This is a genomic window from Comamonas sp. GB3 AK4-5, assembly GCF_041320665.1.
In the GTDB taxonomy this organism is placed as follows: Bacteria; Pseudomonadota; Gammaproteobacteria; order Burkholderiales; family Burkholderiaceae_C; genus Comamonas.
On record NZ_CP166730.1, the window covers coordinates 1,397,896 to 1,415,614 of the forward strand.

16 protein-coding genes are annotated in these 17,719 nt (G+C 62.9%); 13 read left to right on the forward strand and 3 right to left on the reverse strand.

The window, feature by feature from the left end; all coding sequences use genetic code 11:
• Positions 1–4: 4 nt before the first annotated feature.
• From ACA027_RS06260 to ACA027_RS06305, 10 genes are all read left to right on the forward strand, one after another.
• On the forward strand, positions 5–1,480 hold the full coding sequence (locus ACA027_RS06260) for an NADH-quinone oxidoreductase subunit M (protein ID WP_370681537.1): 1,476 nt from the start codon (positions 5–7) through the stop codon (positions 1,478–1,480).
• A gap of 24 nt (positions 1,481–1,504) precedes the next feature.
• Positions 1,505–2,998 carry an NADH-quinone oxidoreductase subunit NuoN gene (gene nuoN, locus ACA027_RS06265; RefSeq protein ID WP_370681538.1) on the forward strand — a complete coding sequence of 498 codons (1,494 nt, stop codon included), beginning with the start codon at positions 1,505–1,507 and terminating at the stop codon, positions 2,996–2,998.
• 17 nt (positions 2,999–3,015) lie between these two features.
• Positions 3,016–3,330 carry a DUF2818 family protein gene (locus tag ACA027_RS06270; RefSeq protein WP_370681539.1) on the forward strand — a complete coding sequence of 105 codons (315 nt, stop codon included), beginning with the start codon at positions 3,016–3,018 and terminating at the stop codon, positions 3,328–3,330.
• A 157-nt stretch (positions 3,331–3,487) separates the two neighbouring features.
• Entirely contained in the window at positions 3,488–3,967 is a 480-nt protein-coding gene (locus tag ACA027_RS06275; protein WP_370681540.1) for a DUF1178 family protein, read from the forward strand.
• Positions 3,968–4,331: 364 nt separating this feature from the next.
• Positions 4,332–5,102 carry an ABC transporter ATP-binding protein gene (locus tag ACA027_RS06280; RefSeq protein WP_370681541.1) on the forward strand — a complete coding sequence of 257 codons (771 nt, stop codon included), beginning with the start codon at positions 4,332–4,334 and terminating at the stop codon, positions 5,100–5,102.
• Between the two features lie 2 nt (positions 5,103–5,104).
• A complete protein-coding gene (locus tag ACA027_RS06285) occupies positions 5,105–5,827 on the forward strand; it encodes an ABC transporter ATP-binding protein (RefSeq protein WP_370681542.1) in 723 nt (240 codons plus the stop codon).
• A 118-nt stretch (positions 5,828–5,945) separates the two neighbouring features.
• Positions 5,946–7,142: an ABC transporter substrate-binding protein gene (locus ACA027_RS06290; RefSeq protein WP_370682525.1), complete on the forward strand. Its 1,197-nt coding sequence runs from the start codon at positions 5,946–5,948 to the stop codon at positions 7,140–7,142.
• Between the two features lie 115 nt (positions 7,143–7,257).
• Positions 7,258–8,142 (forward strand): branched-chain amino acid ABC transporter permease, encoded by an 885-nt coding sequence (locus tag ACA027_RS06295; protein ID WP_370681543.1) that lies wholly within the window; start codon positions 7,258–7,260, stop codon positions 8,140–8,142.
• 15 nt (positions 8,143–8,157) lie between these two features.
• Positions 8,158–9,150 (forward strand): branched-chain amino acid ABC transporter permease, encoded by a 993-nt coding sequence (locus ACA027_RS06300; protein ID WP_370681544.1) that lies wholly within the window; start codon positions 8,158–8,160, stop codon positions 9,148–9,150.
• Between the two features lie 340 nt (positions 9,151–9,490).
• Positions 9,491–10,132, forward strand: coding sequence for a DUF924 family protein (locus ACA027_RS06305; RefSeq protein WP_370681545.1), 642 nt, complete (start codon positions 9,491–9,493; stop codon positions 10,130–10,132).
• Between the two features lie 327 nt (positions 10,133–10,459).
• Here the strand turns inward: ACA027_RS06305 and ACA027_RS06310 are convergent, their stop codons facing one another.
• The 3 genes from ACA027_RS06310 to ACA027_RS06320 all read right to left on the reverse strand — a co-directional run bounded on the left by ACA027_RS06310 (position 10,460) and on the right by ACA027_RS06320 (position 13,829).
• Positions 10,460–11,323 carry a sulfurtransferase gene (locus tag ACA027_RS06310; protein ID WP_370681546.1) on the reverse strand — a complete coding sequence of 288 codons (864 nt, stop codon included), beginning with the start codon at positions 11,321–11,323 and terminating at the stop codon, positions 10,460–10,462.
• 354 nt (positions 11,324–11,677) lie between these two features.
• Positions 11,678–12,595 (reverse strand): DMT family transporter, encoded by a 918-nt coding sequence (locus tag ACA027_RS06315; RefSeq protein WP_370681547.1) that lies wholly within the window; start codon positions 12,593–12,595, stop codon positions 11,678–11,680.
• 94 nt (positions 12,596–12,689) lie between these two features.
• Positions 12,690–13,829 carry an aromatic ring-hydroxylating dioxygenase subunit alpha gene (locus ACA027_RS06320; RefSeq protein WP_370681548.1) on the reverse strand — a complete coding sequence of 380 codons (1,140 nt, stop codon included), beginning with the start codon at positions 13,827–13,829 and terminating at the stop codon, positions 12,690–12,692.
• A 722-nt stretch (positions 13,830–14,551) separates the two neighbouring features.
• Here ACA027_RS06320 and xseB point away from each other — a divergent pair.
• From xseB to dxs, 3 genes are all read left to right on the forward strand, one after another.
• Complete coding sequence (gene xseB / locus ACA027_RS06325) at positions 14,552–14,797, forward strand: exodeoxyribonuclease VII small subunit (protein ID WP_370681549.1); 246 nt, start codon at positions 14,552–14,554, stop codon at positions 14,795–14,797.
• On the forward strand, positions 14,797–15,714 hold the full coding sequence (locus ACA027_RS06330; protein ID WP_370681550.1) for a polyprenyl synthetase family protein: 918 nt from the start codon (positions 14,797–14,799) through the stop codon (positions 15,712–15,714). Before xseB ends, ACA027_RS06330 begins: the two co-directional genes overlap by 1 nt.
• A gap of 106 nt (positions 15,715–15,820) precedes the next feature.
• Positions 15,821–17,701: a 1-deoxy-D-xylulose-5-phosphate synthase gene (dxs, locus tag ACA027_RS06335; protein WP_370681551.1), complete on the forward strand. Its 1,881-nt coding sequence runs from the start codon at positions 15,821–15,823 to the stop codon at positions 17,699–17,701.
• Positions 17,702–17,719 lie beyond the last annotated feature (18 nt).

Here is a 17,719-nt window from a genome sequence, read left to right on the forward strand (position 1 = left end):
AAAAATGGGATTGTTGAGTCTTGCTATCTGGACACCGATCGCCTTTGGTGTCCTCTTGCTGGCCCTGGGCCGTGAAGGGCAGGTCCGCACTGTGCGCTGGCTGGCCTTGATCGGTGCAGTGCTGGGTCTGCTTGTCACGCTGCCGTTGATTGCCGGTTTCGACACGTCTACGGCCAATATGCAGTTTGTCGAAAAGACACTGTGGATTGAGCGCTTCAATATCCACTACCACCTGGGCCTGGATGGTCTGTCGTTCTGGTTTGTGCCGCTGACGGCCTTCATCACGGTGATCGTGGTGCTGGCTTCCTGGACCAACATCACCGAACGTGTGAACCAGTACATGGGCGCCTTTTTGATCCTGTCGGGTCTGATGGTGGGCGTGTTCTGCGCACTGGACGGTCTGCTGTTCTACGTCTTCTTCGAAGCCACCCTGATCCCCATGTACCTCATCATTGGTATCTGGGGCGGTCCGAACAAGATCTACGCGGCCTTCAAGTTCTTCCTGTACACCTTGATGGGCTCGCTGCTCACACTGGTTGCGCTGATCTATCTGTACAACCAGTCCGGTGGCAGTTTCGACATCCAGACCTGGCACAAGCTGCCCTTGAGCGGCACGGCCCAGACGCTGATCTTCTTTGCCTTCTTCGCCGCCTTTGCGGTGAAGGTGCCCATGTTCCCGGTGCACACCTGGCTGCCCGACGTGCACGTGGAAGCGCCTACCGGCGGCTCCGCCGTGCTGGCCGCCATCATGCTGAAGCTGGGCGCCTATGGCTTCCTGCGCTTCTCCCTGCCCATTGCCCCTGACGCCGCCCGTGAATGGGCCTGGCTGATGATTGCGCTGTCGCTGATTGCCGTGATCTACGTGGGCATGGTGGCCCTGGTGCAGACCGACATGAAGAAGCTGGTGGCCTACTCGTCCGTGGCGCACATGGGCTTTGTGACCCTGGGCTTCTTCATCTTCAATGACCTGGGCGTGGCTGGCGGCATCGTGCAAATGATTGCCCACGGCTTTGTCTCGGGCGCCATGTTCCTGTGCATCGGCGTGCTGTATGACCGTGTGCATTCGCGTGACATCGCAGCCTACGGCGGCGTGGTCAACACCATGCCCAAGTTCGCGGCCTTCGCCCTGCTGTTTGCCATGGCCAACAGCGGTCTGCCTGCCACGGCTGGCTTCGTGGGTGAGTGGATGGTGATCCTGGCCTCCGTCAAGTTCGACTTCTGGGTCGGCCTGGGCGCAGCCACGGCGCTGATCTTCGGTGCCTCCTACAACTTGTGGATGTACAAGCGTGTCTACCTGGGCCCGGTCGCCAATGACCATGTCAAGGAACTGAAGGACATCAACTGCCGCGAGTTCCTGATTCTGGGCGTGCTGGCCGTTGCCGTGCTGTACATGGGCATCTATCCCAAGCCCTTCACGGATGTGATGGATGTTTCGGTGGCCCAGCTGCTGCAGCATGTGGCACAGAGCAAGCTCCCCTGACAGGAATGAACTGAGAGATTCGAGATGATTGACAACATCAGCTGGCTTTCGATCTACCCGGAGATCGTGCTCCTGGTCATGGGGTGCGTAATCGCCTTGGTAGATCTGGGCATCAAGAGCCCCCGCCGCACCGGCACCTATGTACTGACCATGCTGACCCTGGCCGTGGTGGCCGTCATGCAGGGCATGTATGCCGCAAGCGGCAACACCTTCTATGGCTGGGGCAATATGGTGGTCTCCGACGCCATGGGCAACTGGCTCAAGTGCTTCGCCACCATCGCCGTGATGGTGACGCTGGTCTACGGCCGTCCCTATGCGGCCGATCGCGACATGCTGCGCGGTGGTGAGTTCTTCACCCTGTCCATCTTTGCGCTGCTGGGCATGTTCATCATGATCTCCGGCAACAACTTCCTGCTGCTGTACCTCGGCCTGGAGTTGCTGACGCTGTCCAGCTACGCGCTGGTGGCATTGCGCCGCGACCACGCCACGTCGACCGAAGCCGCCATGAAGTACTTTGTGCTGGGCGCCATGGCTTCGGGCTTCCTGCTGTATGGCATTTCCATGATCTACGGCGCCACTGGTTCGCTGGACATCGGTGAGGTGTTCAAGGCCATCAACTCCGGTCAGCTCAAGCACCAGGTGCTGGTGTTCGGCCTGGTGTTTGTGGTGGCAGGTCTGGCCTTCAAGCTGGGCGTGGTGCCTTTCCACATGTGGGTGCCCGACGTCTACCAGGGCGCGCCTACGGCCATTACCGCCCTGATCGGTGGCGCGCCCAAGCTGGCCGCGTTCGCCATGGTGATGCGCGTGCTGGTCGACGGCCTGCTGCCGCTGGCCATCGACTGGCAGCAGATGCTGATGGTGCTGGCCGTGGGCTCGCTGCTGGTGGGTAACCTGGCTGCCATCATGCAGACCAACCTCAAGCGCATGCTGGCCTACTCCACCATCTCGCAGATGGGCTTTGTGCTGCTGGGCTTGCTGTCGGGTGTGGTGGACGGCAACGTCAACCCCGCGAGCGTGGAAAGCGCCTACAGCTCCGCCATGTTCTACGTGGTGACCTATGTGCTGACCACCCTGGCCAGCTTCGGCGTGATCCTGCTGCTGTCGCGTGAAGGCTTCGAGAGCGAAGAAATCTCCGACCTGGCCGGCCTGAACCAGCGCAGCCCGCTGTACGCTGGTGTGATGGCTGCCTGCCTGTTCTCCATGGCCGGTATCCCTCCGCTGGTGGGCTTTTACGCCAAGCTGTCCGTGCTGCAAGCGCTGGTGGCTTCGGGCCAGGCGCTGTATATCGGTCTGGCGGTGTTCGCGGTCATCATGTCGCTGGTGGGTGCCTTCTACTACCTGCGCGTCGTCAAGGTCATGTACTTCGACAAGCCTCTGACCGCCACCACGGTGTCGGCCCCCTTCGATGTGCGCGCCGTGCTCACCGTCAACGGTGCCCTGGTGCTGCTGCTGGGCATCTTCCCTGGCGCACTGATGTCCCTGTGCGCCGATGCGATAGTGCGCTCTTTGGCGTCTTGAGGCCCTAGAATCGAAGCGTGACCCAAACTGCTTCTATCTGGCTCGTGATATTGGCTGCCCTTGTGGCAGCCAATTTGCCTTTTCTGAATGAGCGCTGGCTGCTGGCCGGCCCGGCGGCGCGTCCGCGCAAACCCCTGTGGGGCCGCTTGCTGGAGCTGCTGCTGCTGTATTTCCTGGTCGGAGGCCTGGCCCTGGCGCTGGAGCACCGTGCCGGCCAGATCTACCCCCAGGGCTGGGAGTTCTACGCCGTGACCGCCACGCTGTTCCTGACGCTGGCCTTCCCCGGTTTTGTCCATCGCTACCTGGGCCAGGGCCGCCGCGCAGTGGCCTGAGTGCCTGATATGACCGCATCCCCTGTGGCGCTTTGCGCCTTTCCCCTCTCTGGCTGTGCCGGAGGCGGATGCCAGCCCAGGCATGGGGCATGTATCTGCTCCATGGGTTGCGCGTAAAGCGCAATGCCATGGGGGCAGAGATAAAGGACGACGGGCCATGAAGGTGTTTGATCTGCATTGCAGCCAAGGCCATGTGTTCGAGGGCTGGTTCGGCTCGGAAGACGACTTCCAAAGCCAGCTGGCCCGCGACCTGATTGCCTGCCCCCTGTGCAACAGCGTGCAGGTGCGCAAGGGCTTGAGTGCCCCCCGATTGAATCTGGGCGCAGCGCCCGTACAGAGTGCGGCTGCGGCTTCTGAATCCGTAGCGCCTGCGCCAGCCTCTGCCCCCTCTGTTGCGGATGAGCGCCTGCGAGCCCTGCAAGCGGCCTGGCTGCAGATGAGCCGGCGCATTGCACAGCAGACCGAAGATGTGGGTGCAGGCTTTGCCGACGAGGCTAGGCGCATCCACCGGGGTGAGGTGGAAGAACGCGGCATCCGCGGCCAGGCCACGCCCCGTGAGGCCATGGAGCTGCTGGATGAGGGCATAGGCGTGCTGCCGCTGGCCTTGCCCGACGGAGCCAAGGAAACCTTGCAGTAAGGCCTCCTCTTTTTTCTTCCCATCGATCCCAAGCGCCTCTCGAGGCGCTTTTTTGTGGCCTGCATATCCACGCAGACCGGCTTGTTTGCATGCAAGCTGACAAAAAGCTGCCGAAGCACGGAAAAGGCGACAGCCTTATGCGCGCAATACGACTGGCTCTGTATCGCAAGTGATTGAAATTTCAGGTGATTTTGGTTATTTGTGAAGTCTAGGGTTTGTGCTTAGGTTGTAAGTCTTACGCATTACTCCCAGTGCGGTGGAGCAGCCCCCTCCGTAGGATGCGCTGCAGCATAAAACATGGATGGCGCGGCATGGGAACAGGCCGGTGACGGCGCCTTCTCAACCTGGAAGTGGGACTGCAGCGATGAGCGATGTCATTTTGGAAACCCGGAACCTGACCAAGGAGTTCAAGGGTTTCACCGCCGTGAGCAACGTCAATCTGGACGTCAAGCGCGGCAGCATTCACGCCCTGATCGGGCCCAACGGCGCAGGCAAAACCACATGCTTCAACCTGTTGACCAAGTTTCTGGTGCCCAGCTCGGGCACCATCAAATTCAACGGTGCGGACATCACCCGTGAAGCGCCCGCGCAGATTGCGCGCCGTGGCGTTATCCGCTCCTTTCAGATCTCGGCCGTGTTCCCCCATCTGACCTTGATGGAAAACGTGCGCGTGGGTCTGCAGCGCAAGCTGGGCACGGAATTCCATTTCTGGCGCAGCGAAAAACTGCTGGACCAGCTCAACGGCCGCGCCATGGAGCTGCTGACCGAAGTGGGTCTGGAAGACCTGGCCGATGAGGTCACGGTCAATCTGCCCTATGGCCGCAAGCGGGCGCTGGAAATTGCCACCACGCTGGCCATGGAGCCCGAGCTGATGCTGCTGGACGAACCCACCCAGGGCATGGGCCACGAAGACGTGGACCGCGTGACGCAGCTGATCAAGAAAGTCTCGGCCGGCCGCACCATCTTGATGGTGGAGCACAACATGAAGGTGATCTCCTCCATTGCCGACCGCATCACCGTGCTGCAACGCGGTGCGGTGTTGGCCGAGGGGCCGTATGAAGAGGTGTCCAAGAATCCGCAGGTGATGGAGGCCTACATGGGCACCACCGATGGCCAGTTGCAAGGGGCGCATTGAGCATGAATAACAAGACGAATACGCCGGCACTGGAGATCAAGCAGCTGCAGGCCTGGTATGGCGAATCCCATGTGCTGCATGGTGTGGACATCGTGGTGCAGCCCGGTGAGGTGGTGACGCTGCTGGGCCGCAACGGTGCAGGGCGTACCTCCACCATGCGTGCCGTGATGGGACTGACCGGCGCACGCAAGGGCTCGATCAAGGTCAACGGGGTGGAGACCATCCACCTGCCCACGCACAAGATTGCCCACCTGGGCGTGGGCTACTGCCCCGAGGAGCGCGGCATTTTCTCCAGCCTGTCCTGCGAGGAAAACCTGATGCTGCCCCCGCCGCTGAAGACCGGCGAAAAAGGCATGAGCGTGGACGAGATCTACGAAATGTTCCCCAACCTCTACGAGCGCCGCCACAGCCAGGGCACGCGACTGTCGGGTGGGGAGCAGCAGATGCTGGCCGTGGCCCGCATTCTGCGTACGGGCGCACGCCTGTTGCTGCTGGACGAAATCTCGGAAGGCCTGGCCCCCGTGATCGTTCAGACCCTGGCCCGCATGATCACCATGCTGCGGGCCAAGGGCTATACGGTGGTGATGGTGGAGCAGAACTTCCGCTTCGCCGCACCGCTGGCTGACCGCTTTTATGTGATGGAGCACGGCTGCATCGTCGAGCGTTTTGAGTCCGCACAGCTGCAGGAAAAGATGTCTGTACTCAATGAATTGCTGGGGGTCTGAGCGCAGCCCGCGCCAGGCATCCACTCTCAGAACAGGAGCTGCTTGTGCAAGATGCACAGCGCTTCCAAGCCCTAAACGATTCCGAATTCAAGGAGACAAAACCATGCAAGCATTCTCGATGAAAGCCCTCGCTCTGGCACTGACCGCCACCGGCCTGCTGGGCGCTAGCGTCCAGCTCCAGGCCCAGGCACAAGAGAAGGTGAAGATCGGCTTCATCACCGACATGTCCAGCAACTACGCCGACGTGGACGGCAAGAACGGCGCCACCGCCATCCAGATGGCCATCGACGACTTTGGCGGCAAGGTGCTGGGCAAGCCCATTGAGTTGCTGACGCAAGACCACCAGCACAAGCCAGACATCGCCGCCACCAAGGCCCGCGAGTGGATCGACACCCAGAACCTGACCATGCTGTTTGGCGGCACCAACTCCGGCGTGGCCCTGGCCCTGGCCAAGGTGGCTGCGGAGAAGAAGCGCGTTTACTTCAACAACGGCGCTGGCGCCTCGGCCCTGACCAACGAGCAGTGCACCCCTTACACCGTGCACTACGCCTACGACACCGTGGCCCTGGCCCGTGGCACGGGTGGTGCGGTGGTGGACCAAGGCGGCAAGAGCTGGTTCTTCCTGACCGCCGACTACGCCTTCGGCCACTCGCTGGAAGCCGACACCACCAAGGTCATCGAGGCCAAGGGTGGCAAGGTGGTGGGTGCGGTCAAGCACCCGCTGAACGCTTCGGACTTCTCTTCCTTCCTGCTGCAGGCCCAGAACAGCAAGGCCCAGATCCTGGGCCTGGCCAATGCGGGCGGTGACATGATCAATGCCGTCAAGGCTGCGCGCGAGTTCGGTATCAACAAGAGCATGAAGATGGCCGGCCTGCTGGTGTTCCTCACCGACATCCACAGCCTGGGTCTGAAGAACACCGAAGGCCTGTTGCTGACCACCAGCTGGGACTGGAACCTGAACGATGAAACCCGCGCCTTCGGCAAGAAGTTCATGGCCAAGACCAAGCGCATGCCCACCGACATTCAGGCCGCCAACTACTCCGCCACCACCAACTACCTGAAGGCCGTGGAAAAGGCCGGAACCACCGACGCGGACAAGGTCATGGCCGTGCTCAAGAGCACGCCGCTGAAGGACTTCTACGGCCAGGGCGTGATCCGTCCCGACGGCCGCTACGCCCACGACATGTACCTCATGCAGGTCAAGGCACCCAAGGAATCCAAGGAAGCATGGGACTACTACAAGGTCGTCACCAAGCTGCCGGCCGACCAGGTGTGGACCACCAAGGCCGAAACCAAGTGCGCGCTCTGGAAGTAAGCCGCAGCCGCTGCGCCTGAGTACCTAAGGTGCTAGTGCGCGGCCCGGCCTCCGCCTGCAGGTGGGGGCCGGTGCCAGCAGGGCATTTCCCTTTCCCCCTTTTGTGTTTGTCCCCATGGAAATCTTCGGTGTGTCATTGCCGGGCCTGATGAGCCAGCTCTTGCTGGGGCTCGTCAACGGCTCGTTTTACGCGATTCTGAGCTTGGGCCTGGCCGTGATCTTTGGCCTGCTCAATGTGATCAACTTTGCGCATGGCGCACTGTTCATGCTCGGAGCGATGGTCACCTGGATGGCCATGAACTATTTCGAGATCAATTACTGGGTCATGCTGATCCTGGCCCCCTTCATCGTCGGGCTGTTTGGCGTGTTCATCGAGCGCTTCTTGCTGCGCTGGATCTACAAGCTCGATCACCTGTATGGCCTCTTGCTCACGCTGGGCCTGTCGCTGCTGATCGAGGGCTTGTTCCGCTCGGTCTACGGCGTTTCCGGCCTGGGCTACGACACGCCCGAGCTGCTGGAGGGCGCGACCGATCTGGGCTTCATGATCCTGCCCAACTACCGTGCCTGGGTGGTGGTGGCCTCGCTGGTGGTGTGCTTTGCCACCTGGTATGTGATTGAGAAGACCCGCATCGGCGCCTACCTGCGCGCCGGCACCGAAAACCCCCGCCTGGTGGAAGCCTTCGGCGTGAACGTGCCGGTGATGATCACCCTGACCTATGCCTTCGGCGTGGGCCTGGCCGCCTTTGCCGGCGTGCTGGCCGCACCCGTCTACCAGGTCACGCCGCTGATGGGGCAGAACCTCATCATCGTGGTGTTTGCCGTGGTGGTGATTGGCGGCATGGGCTCCATCATGGGCGCCATCCTCACCGGCCTGGGCCTGGGGATCGTCGAAGGCCTGACCAAGGTCTTCTGGCCCGAAGCTTCCTCCACCGTGGTGTTCTTCATCATGGTCATCGTTCTCCTGATCCGCCCCGCCGGCCTGTTCGGCAAAGAAAAGTAAGCAGGGGCACGCCACATGAACTCCAAGAAACTCGCTTCCCTCGGTTACGGCCTGCTGCTGCTGGGCCTGATCGCCGCCCCCTTCTTCGGGGCCTATCCGGTGTTCGTCATGAAGCTGATGTGCTTCGCGCTGTTCGCCTCGGCCTTCAATCTGCTGCTGGGCTACACCGGCTTGCTGTCCTTCGGCCATGCCGCCTTTCTGGGCGGTGCTGCCTATGTGGCGGGTTATTCGATCAAGGCCTGGGCCGTCACGCCCGAGCTGGGCCTCATCTTGGGCACCCTGGCTGGTGCCGCCCTCGGCCTGGTTGCGGGCTGGCTGGCCATCCGCCGCCAGGGCATTTATTTCTCGATGATCACCCTGGCACTGGCGCAGATGCTGTTCTTCGTCTTTCTGCAAGCCCCGTTCACGGGCGGCGAGGACGGGCTGCAAGGCGTGCCGCGCGGAAAATTGTTCGGCCTGATCGACCTGTCCAGCGACCTGACCATGTACTACGTGGCCCTGGCGGTGGTGACCCTGGCCTTCTTGCTGATCGTGCGCACCGTGCATTCGCCCTTTGGCCAGGTGCTCAAGGCCATCAAGGAAAACGAGCCGCGCGCCATCTCGCTGGGCTATGACGTGAACCGCTTCAAGCTGCTGGCCTTTGTGCTGTCGGCCGCGCTCACCGGCCTGGCGGGCTCGCTCAAGACCCTGGTGCTGGGCTTTGCCACGCTGTCGGATGCACACTGGACCACCTCGGGCCATGTGATCTTGATGACCTTGATGGGTGGCCTGGGCACGCTGTCCGGCCCCATCGTCGGCTCGGCCGTGGTGGTGGCGCTGGAAAACAAGATTGGCGACTTCGGTGCTTTCCTGGCCAAGCTCACCGGCGTGGAATGGTTCACCACGCTGGGCGAGTCGGTGACCATCGTCACCGGCCTGATCTTTGTGATCTGCGTGCTGGCCTTCCGCCGCGGCATCATGGGCGAGATCATTGGCTGGCTGACACGATGCAAGAACGGAACGGCTTGACATAAAGCACTCCCTTGCGCCGCTGCGCGTCTTCCTCCTCTCTGGCGCTCTGCGCCGGAGGGGGAGGGCACCAGCGCGGCGGGGCGGCCCTTGCGCGGCGCTCTGGCATGTGTGCTTCCCTGTCTGGCTCCCTCGCCCCTTTGGGGAGAGGGCCGGGGTGAGGGGCTGGCACTGGTCCGGCACCGGCTCTTTGATGCATCAACGCCACGGGCCAAGGTCCGTGGCGTTGTGCTTTGCGGCTTTGCACCGCGGGCGCCGTGGTGTGGGGCTGTGGTATTGCCGTCAATGGCTGCAGCGCGCACTACCATGCGGGTTACGGTGCTGAAACAAGGAGAGAGAAATGGTGTTCACCCTGCAAACAAGCCAGCCGCCGCTGGACCCAAGACTGGCACAGGTGCTGGAGTACTGGCTGGGTGCCGAGCAGCCCAGCAATGCCTCGGCGCTGGCGCGCAAGCAGCTGTGGTTCACGAAGTCGGAAGCCGTGGACGAGGAAATCCGCCACCGCTTCGGCGCCGTGATGCAAGAGGCCCTGGCGGGCCGTCTGGACCATGAGGTGGCGACACCCCTGGGGCGGCTGGCCGTGCTCATCGTGCTGGACCAGTTCATGCGCAATGCCCACCGGGGCACGCCCAAAAGTTTTGCTGGCGATGCCCAGGCCCTGCAACTGGCTCTGGATGGCGTCTCCCACGGTCATGACAGCGACGACAGCGTGCCTGCCGCAGCGCGCATTTTTTGCTATCTGCCGCTGGAACATGCCGAAGACCTCAATATGCAAAACCACAGCGTGGTCGCCTTTGAGCAACTGGCCCAGGAAGCCACGCCCGACACCCGCGAGTTTCTGGCCGGCACCCTGGACTACGCGCTGCGCCACCGCGAGGTGATCGAACGCTTTGGCCGCTTTCCCCACCGCAACGCCATGCTGGGGCGTACCAGCACCGAGCAGGAGCTGGAGTATCTGGCCCAACCAGGGGCGGGGTTTTAGGGGCCTGCCTGAGTATCGAGATCAGAACAGCCTGAGGAGGTACTTGTCTCAGATGTGGCTGTGAGGTGTTATCCCGAAGCCACGAGTTCGCCCCTCGACTTCGGAATCCCTTTTGCGCACAGGATTCAATTCGCCGTGGAGGCCTAGTTGAGACAGAATTTTCATCAGTAAAATAGGCTTCTAGCGCTTTCCTTGTAAGCGATGAATGCTCATAAATAAAGAGCGCCTGCGCGAACACCTTGTGCCAATAGACAAAGAAAAAGCCCTGCATCGCAGGGCTTTTTCGCAGCGCCGCCGCAGCGGCAGCGGGAGAGTGGGGGCAAGGACTCAGCCCCGCTCCACCGACCGGCTCGCATCCGAGCACCATTCGCTCCAGCTGCCGGCAAACAGCCTGGTGGGGGCGTAGCCCGCCACTTCCATGGCAATCAGATTGGGCAGGGCGCTGACGCCGCTGCCGCATTGGTGCACCACCGTGGCGGGGTCGCGGCCCTGCAGCAGTGCGTCGAATTCGGCGCGCAGCAGGTCTTTAGGTTTGAAGCGGCCGTCGGCGGCGATATTGGTGGAGAACAGGCGGTTGAGTGCGCCGGGGATATGGCCGGCCACGGGGTCCATGGGTTCTTCATCGCCCCGATAGCGGGCGGGAGCGCGGGCGTCGATCACGGTTTGCACTGCGGGCTGGCCCAGGGCTTGGAGCACGTCGCTGGCCGTGCTCAGCTGGCGCAGCGGTGTGCCCAGTGCAAACTGGCTGGGCGCAGGGGCTGCGGCGTTGCCGGCTTCCAGGGGCAGGCCGGCGGCTTGCCAGTGCTGCAGGCCGCCGTCGAGCACGGCCACGGCCTCATGGCCAGCCCATTTCAGCATCCACCACAGGCGGCCGCAGTAGTTGGCGCCGTTGCGGTCGTAGACCACGGCCTGCATGCCATTGGCAAAGCCCACGCTGGACAGCCAGGCCGCAAAGCGTTCGCGGCTGGGCAGGGGGTGGCGGCCACCGGAGGCGGCCTGGTCGCCGGGCTGGGCGCTGAGGGCCTGGTCCAGGTCGGCGTAGACGGCGCCGGGGAGATGGGCTTGCAGGTACTGCTCGCGGCCCAGGCTGGGCTGGGTCAGGGCAAAGCTGCAGTCAAACACCATCAGGGGCTGGCCCTGGGCCTGCAGGGTCTGGAGCTGGGCAACGGTGATGAGGGTGGAGTAGGTCATGGGCAGAGGGCGTGGGTCGGCACAGGTCAAACAATGCAGACATTGTGCGCCAGCCGGGTGCATGACTTGGCAGCGCGCTTCAAGCGCATGCAATGCGGTGACGCTGCAGGCATGCACTCCCTGGGCCCAAAGCCTTGTGGCTTTGCTGTGGCATCGTGGGAAGACGCCCATACGGTGCTGGATGCTGCGCACCCTTGCCGTGAGGAGCACGGTTAAGAGCACTGCTCTGCGGGCGTGCGTCGCGCCAGGGGTCGCGTCTGCTTGTTGTGGGAGATTGCCAGCGCCGTCGCCACATTGCAAAAGCCCACGCCTGCAGGCAAGGCGAGCTTCTGTGCCCGCCATGCTGTGGGGCGTCTAGGTTTTGCTGGTGGGTACCGGCTGGGCCGCACCCCGGGCGCGGAAGATGGAGGCCGCCATGCCGCAGATGACGATCAGTGCCATGCCGGTCCAGCCGGCAAGGCCCAGCGCGTCGCCAAAGAGGAACAAGCTGTACAGGCTGGCAAACACGATGCCCGAGTACTGCAGATTGGCGGCCACCAGGGTGCTGCGCTGGGTTTTGGCGCTGGAGTAGGCCTTGGTCAGTGTGATCTGCCCGCCCGCGGCGAGCAGGCTCAGGGGCAGCAGCCACAGGGCCTGCTGCCAGCCCGGCCAGGGGGACATGCCCATGAACACCATGCCGCCCAGGCCCATGAGCGTGGAGCCCAGGCCAAAGTAGAAAACGGTACGGCTTTCGGGCTCGCCAATGCGGGCCATGGCACTCAGCTGCATATAGGCCAGGGCCGAGAGCAGGCCCGAGCACAGGCCGATCAGCGCGGGCACGGTCTGGTCCTGGGCAAAACTGGGCTGCAGCATCAGCACCACGCCGGCAAAGCCAATGGAGATGGTGATGACCAGGGGAATGTTCAGCGCCTGGCGCTGGCCCTGGTAGCCGGGGCGCAGCGTCCAGGCCGCGCCCAGCAGCAAGATGACGGCAATCCACAGGCTGCTCATGTAGTTGAGCGTCATGGCGCTGGCCAGCGGAATCTGGGTGAGGGCATAGAACCAGCAGCCCATGGAGGTGACGCCGGTCAGGCTGCGCCAGGCGTGCATAAAGGGGTGGGGGGTTTTGAGGCTGACGCCCTGGGAGCGCGACATGGCCCAGAGAATGGCCATGCCCACCAGGCCGCGGTAGAAGACGATTTCTGCCGTGTTGAAGCTCTCCGACGCGTATTTGATGCACACCCCCATCGTCGCGAAGAGGAATGTACTCACCACCACCCACAGCACTTGCATAGTTGAAGGGCCGCTGACTGCGGCTTGCAGAACGAAAAAAGCTGCCGACGCTTTTTTCCAAGCGCCGGCAGCTTTGCAAATGCTAACAAAAACCTCAGCCTTGGGGCACGTGCTCACCCATCGTGGATCGATACCACTCGTGGAAATGTTGCATGCCGTCTTCCATGGGGCTTTGATAGGGGCCGACCTCGTTGTCGCCGCGTTCATACAAGGCCTTGCGGCCTGCGTCCATACGCTCGCCGATCTCGTCGTCTTCGATGGCAGTTTCCATGTAGGCGGCTTTTTGGGCCTGCACGAACTCGGGCTCAAAAGCGGCGATTTCTTCGGGGTAGTAGAACTCGACCACGTTCATGGTCTGCGTCGGGCTGACAGGGTGCAGCGTGGACACGGTGAGCACATGCGGATACCACTCCACCATGATGTGGGGGTAATAGGTCAGCCAGATGGCGCCGCGCTCAGGCAGCTCGCCGTTGCGATACTGCAGCAGCACCTCGTGCCATTTTTTGTACACCTCGGAGCCTGGCTGGCCAAAGCTGGGCGCCACGCCCACGGTCTGCACCGAGTACTCCTTGGCAAATTCCCACTGCAGGTCATCGCAGGTGACGAAGTTGCCCAGGCCGGGGTGGAAGGGGCCTACGTGGTAGTCCTCCAGATAGACCTCGATAAAGGTCTTCCAGTTGTAGTTGCACTGGTGCATTTCCACATGGCTGAGCACAAAGCCGTCAAAGCGCAGCTGCTCCTTGAGGCACATGCCTGCCAGGTCCGCATTCACGTCGCGGCCATTGGCCTCGAACAACATGCCGTTCCATTCCTGCAGCGGGTAGTTGTTCAGATGCAGACAGGGGTCGTGACTGAAGTGGGGCGCGCCCAGCAGCTCGCCGCTGGGGCTGTAGGTCCAGCGGTGCAGGGGGCAGACGAGGTTGCCGCCGGCATGGCCTTTGCCCTCGGTCAGCAGATTGCCCCGGCCCCTGAGCATCACGGCCTGGCGGTGGCGGCAGATGTTGGAGATCAGCTCCACCTTGCCGCTGGCATTGCGCACCAGGGCACGGCCTTCGTTTTCTTGTGGCAGAGCGTAGTAGTCGCCTGCCTCGGGGACCGAGATGGCGTGGCCCACATAACGTGGTCCTCGCTGGAAGATGGTTGCCATTTCGCGCTGGAACAGCGCTTCATCGAAATAGCTGGAAACTGGTAGTTGGCTGGCCGCCTGCTGCAGTTGAAGACTTAAATCAGACATGGAAGACCTGACCTAAAGACTCCCCACGGGAGGGTGCGCGTGCGCACGCAATGAAAACAAAAACCGGCCATGGGGCTGGCAGAAAGCGGACAGGCTTGGCTGGCAAGAGGCTTGCACAGCGGGGCGTCCGTCTTGTTGCACAGGCGCCGTGGGGCCGGTTCGACGGGAATGGGATTGTAGGTGGTGGGGTTATTTCCGCCCCGTATGTATGTGTATTCGGATTTTCGTTAATTGCCTCTTGAAACGCTTTCCCCCACCCCTCGCGCTCGTAGCTCGGTGCGGGCTGCGGGAGGAGGGCATCACTTCGGGGTGGCCCTTGCCCGCAGTCTCTGGCCCGAGCTGCGCCAGTTGCATTGGTTGGATCAGGGGGCGCAAGGGCAAGCGAGGTCTCTGGCCTTTTAGAGCGTGTTTACGCCCTCTACGCAGGCGTGTTGGAGCGCAATCGGGATGAGTTCGAAGCGATGGAGCGCAGCTTGCACCAGGGTGCAAGCAAGCCACAGCGCGAAGAAATCGCCCGATTTCGCTCCAACCCTTCGGGCCAGTGCCTTTGCGGGCGGTCTACTGTGTTGCGAATCCTCGCAATAGCACGGCTATTGCTGCGGTGTCGCGCCTTGTATCCCATCCCGCAAAGACACTGGCGCGCCGCGAGGAGATCGTCAACACGCTCTTACAGTCAGGCACAGCGCCTAGAATCCTGGGTTTTCTTCCCTTCGAGAGCTGCCATGCCCAAAAAGGCCTCCGCGCCCCCCGATCCCATTGAGACGCCAGAGAGTTATGAGGCGGCTGTGGCCGAGCTGGAGCAGCTGGCCGTGCGCATGGAGTCGGGCCAATTGCCGCTGAACGATATGCTCACCGGCTACCGCCGCGCCTCTGTGCTGCTGGCTTTCTGCCGCGAGCAGCTGGATGTGGTGGAAGCCCAGATCAAAGTATTGGACGGCGAGACGCTGAAGAAATGGGCCCAGGAGTGATGCAAGCAATGAGTGAGGATGTGAAGGCAGGGGCGTTCGACCTGTCCGCCTGGTGCCAGGTGCAGTTGCAAGCGATGGAACAAGCGCTGTCGGCCTGGGTGGGCGTGGATGCGCCGGCAGGCCTTGGCGAGGCCATGCGCTACGCCGTGCTGGATGGCGGCAAGCGCCTGCGCCCCTTGCTGGTGCTGGCCGCCTGCGAGGCGGTACGCGGCAATGCCGAGGCCGCGCTGCGCGCCGGCTGTGCCGTGGAGCTGATCCACGCCTATTCGTTGGTGCACGACGACATGCCCTGCATGGACAACGATGTGCTGCGCCGGGGCAAGCCCACGGTGCATGTGGCTTTTGGCGAAGCACGCGCCTTGCTGGCGGGTGACGCCTTGCAGGCCCTGGCCTTCGAGCTGCTCACCCCTGAAGGCGACACCGTGCCCGCCGCCATGCAGGCCAAGCTCTGCCGCCTGCTGGGCCGCGCTGCCGGTGCCCAGGGCATGGCCGGTGGCCAGGCCATTGACCTGGCCAGCGTGGGCCTGCCGTTGAATGAAGACCAACTGCGCCAGATGCACCGCCTGAAAACCGGAGCCCTGCTGGAGGGCAGCGTGTTGATGGGCGCGGCCTGTGGCCAGGCGGATGCGACAGCGCTGCAGGCCTTGCAGCGCTATGGTGCTGCGCTGGGCCTGGCTTTCCAGGTGGTGGACGATGTGCTGGACGTGGTGGCCGACTCCGCCACACTGGGCAAGACCGCAGGCAAGGACGCCGCCAACGATAAGCCCACCTATGTCTCCCTGATGGGTTTGGAGGGCGCTCGCGCCCATGCCGGCGCTTTGCTGCAAGAATCACTGAGCGCGCTTGCTGGCAGCGGCCTGGAAGATACCCAGGCCTTGCGTGCCCTGGCGCACATGGTGGTGGACCGCTCGCACTGAGGCTGCCTGGCGGTTCAGCTGGGAGCCGCCAGACCACCGACCCATTGATGAAAACTGCTGCTTATGTAGGCCCTTTCTGCATGAGCAGCTCTCAAAAAAATAGCTGATGACCACCAACGCCTACCCCCTGCTACAGAAAGTGAATGCGCCGGCCGACCTGCGCGCCCTGTCCCGTGGCGACCTGAAGGCGCTGGCGCAGGAATTGCGCGCCTATGTGCTGGACAGCGTCTCCAAGACCGGTGGCCACCTCAGCTCCAACCTGGGCACGGTGGAGCTCACCGTGGCCCTGCACCGCGTGTTCGAGACGCCCTATGACCGCATCGTCTGGGACGTGGGCCACCAGACCTATCCGCACAAAATCCTCACTGGCCGCCGTGACCGCATGGCCACGCTGCGCCAGTTCGGCGGCCTGTCGGGCTTTCCGCTGCGCAGCGAAAGCGAGTACGACGCCTTCGGCACGGCGCACTCGTCCACCAGCATCTCGGCTGCATTGGGCATGGCCATGGCGGCCAAGCAAAAAGGTGAAAACCGCCGTGCGATTGCCGTGATCGGTGATGGCGCCATGACGGCGGGCATGGCCTTTGAGGCGCTGAACAACGGCGGCGTGGCCGATGCGAACCTGCTGGTCATCCTCAACGACAACGACATGAGCATCAGCCCGCCCGTGGGCGCGCTGAACCGCTATCTGGCCCAGCTCATGAGCGGCCAGTTCTACGCCAAGGCGCGCGATGTGGGCAAGAGCGTGCTCAAGCAGGTGCCGCCGCTGCTGGAGCTGGCCAAGCGCCTGGAGCAGCAGGCCAAGGGCATGGTGGTGCCGGCCACCATGTTTGAGCAGTTCGGCTTCAACTACATCGGCCCCATCGACGGCCATGATCTGGACTCGCTGATCCCCACGCTGGAGAACATCAAAAGCCTCAAGGGCCCGCAGTTTCTGCATGTGGTCACCAAAAAAGGCCAGGGCTACAAGCTGGCCGAGGCTGACCCCGTGGCCTACCACGGCCCCGGAAAGTTCGACCCTGCCGTGGGCCTGGTCAAGCCGGCCACACCGCCCAAGCCAAGCTTTACCCAGGTGTTTGGCCACTGGCTGTGCGATATGGCCGCCAAGGACCAGCGCCTGGTGGGCATTACCCCGGCCATGCGCGAGGGCTCGGGCATGGTGGAGTTTCACCAGCGCTTTCCCGGCCGTTACCACGATGTGGGCATTGCCGAGCAGCACGCTGTCACCTTTGCCGGTGGCATGGCCTGCGAAGGGCTGAAGCCCGTGGTGGCCATCTACTCCACCTTCTTGCAGCGCGCCTATGACCAGCTGATCCACGACGTGGCGCTGCAAAACCTGCCCGTGGTGTTTGCCCTGGACCGCGCAGGTCTGGTGGGCGCTGATGGCGCAACGCACGCCGGCAATTACGACATCGCCTTTGTGCGCTGCATTCCGAATATGAGCATGGCCTGCCCGGCAGACGAGCGCGAAACCCGCCAGCTGCTGAGCACTGCCTACGAACAGAACCACCCCGTCTGCGTGCGCTACCCGCGCGGCGCCGGTGTGGGCGTGGAGCCGCTGCAAAGCCTGGAAGGCCTGCCCTTTGGCAAGGGCGAAATCCGCCGCGAATCCGCAGGGAACAGCACCTCCAAGAAGATCGCCATCCTGGCCTTTGGCACGCTGCTCTACCCAGCGCTGCAAGCCGCCGAGGCCCTGGACGCCACGGTGGTGAATATGCGCTGGGCCAAGCCCTTGGACGAGGCCTTGCTGCTGCAGGTGGCTGCCGAGCACGACGCCATCGTCACCGTGGAAGACGGCTGCACCATGGGCGGCGCCGGCTCCGCCGTGGGTGAGGCCCTGGCCGCCGCAGGCCTGGCCAAGCCGCTGCTGCAGCTGGGCCTGCCCGACCAGTTCATCGAACATGGCGACCCGGTCAAGCTGCTGGCGCTGCAGGGGCTGGATGCCGCGGGTATAGAGCGCTCTATTCGGGAGCGGTTTGTGGAGGGGTGAGGCCGGCTTTCAAGCAGT

Excerpts from the sequence above, each read along its gene's own strand:
- ACA027_RS06260 (WP_370681537.1), top strand. The coding sequence starts at position 5 with ATGGGATTGTTGAGTCTTGCTATCTGGACACCGATCGCCTTTGGTGTC.
- nuoN (WP_370681538.1), top strand. The coding sequence starts at position 1,505 with ATGATTGACAACATCAGCTGGCTTTCGATCTACCCGGAGATCGTGCTC.
- ACA027_RS06275 (WP_370681540.1), top strand. The coding sequence starts at position 3,488 with ATGAAGGTGTTTGATCTGCATTGCAGCCAAGGCCATGTGTTCGAGGGC.
- ACA027_RS06280 (WP_370681541.1), top strand. The coding sequence starts at position 4,332 with ATGAGCGATGTCATTTTGGAAACCCGGAACCTGACCAAGGAGTTCAAG.
- ACA027_RS06285 (WP_370681542.1), top strand. The coding sequence starts at position 5,105 with ATGAATAACAAGACGAATACGCCGGCACTGGAGATCAAGCAGCTGCAG.
- ACA027_RS06290 (WP_370682525.1), top strand. The coding sequence starts at position 5,946 with ATGAAAGCCCTCGCTCTGGCACTGACCGCCACCGGCCTGCTGGGCGCT.
- ACA027_RS06295 (WP_370681543.1), top strand. The coding sequence starts at position 7,258 with ATGGAAATCTTCGGTGTGTCATTGCCGGGCCTGATGAGCCAGCTCTTG.
- ACA027_RS06300 (WP_370681544.1), top strand. The coding sequence starts at position 8,158 with ATGAACTCCAAGAAACTCGCTTCCCTCGGTTACGGCCTGCTGCTGCTG.
- ACA027_RS06305 (WP_370681545.1), top strand. The coding sequence starts at position 9,491 with ATGGTGTTCACCCTGCAAACAAGCCAGCCGCCGCTGGACCCAAGACTG.
- ACA027_RS06310 (WP_370681546.1), bottom strand. The coding sequence starts at position 11,323 with ATGACCTACTCCACCCTCATCACCGTTGCCCAGCTCCAGACCCTGCAG.
- ACA027_RS06315 (WP_370681547.1), bottom strand. The coding sequence starts at position 12,595 with ATGCAAGTGCTGTGGGTGGTGGTGAGTACATTCCTCTTCGCGACGATG.
- ACA027_RS06320 (WP_370681548.1), bottom strand. The coding sequence starts at position 13,829 with ATGTCTGATTTAAGTCTTCAACTGCAGCAGGCGGCCAGCCAACTACCA.
- xseB (WP_370681549.1), top strand. The coding sequence starts at position 14,552 with ATGCCCAAAAAGGCCTCCGCGCCCCCCGATCCCATTGAGACGCCAGAG.
- ACA027_RS06330 (WP_370681550.1), top strand. The coding sequence starts at position 14,797 with ATGCAAGCAATGAGTGAGGATGTGAAGGCAGGGGCGTTCGACCTGTCC.
- dxs (WP_370681551.1), top strand. The coding sequence starts at position 15,821 with ATGACCACCAACGCCTACCCCCTGCTACAGAAAGTGAATGCGCCGGCC.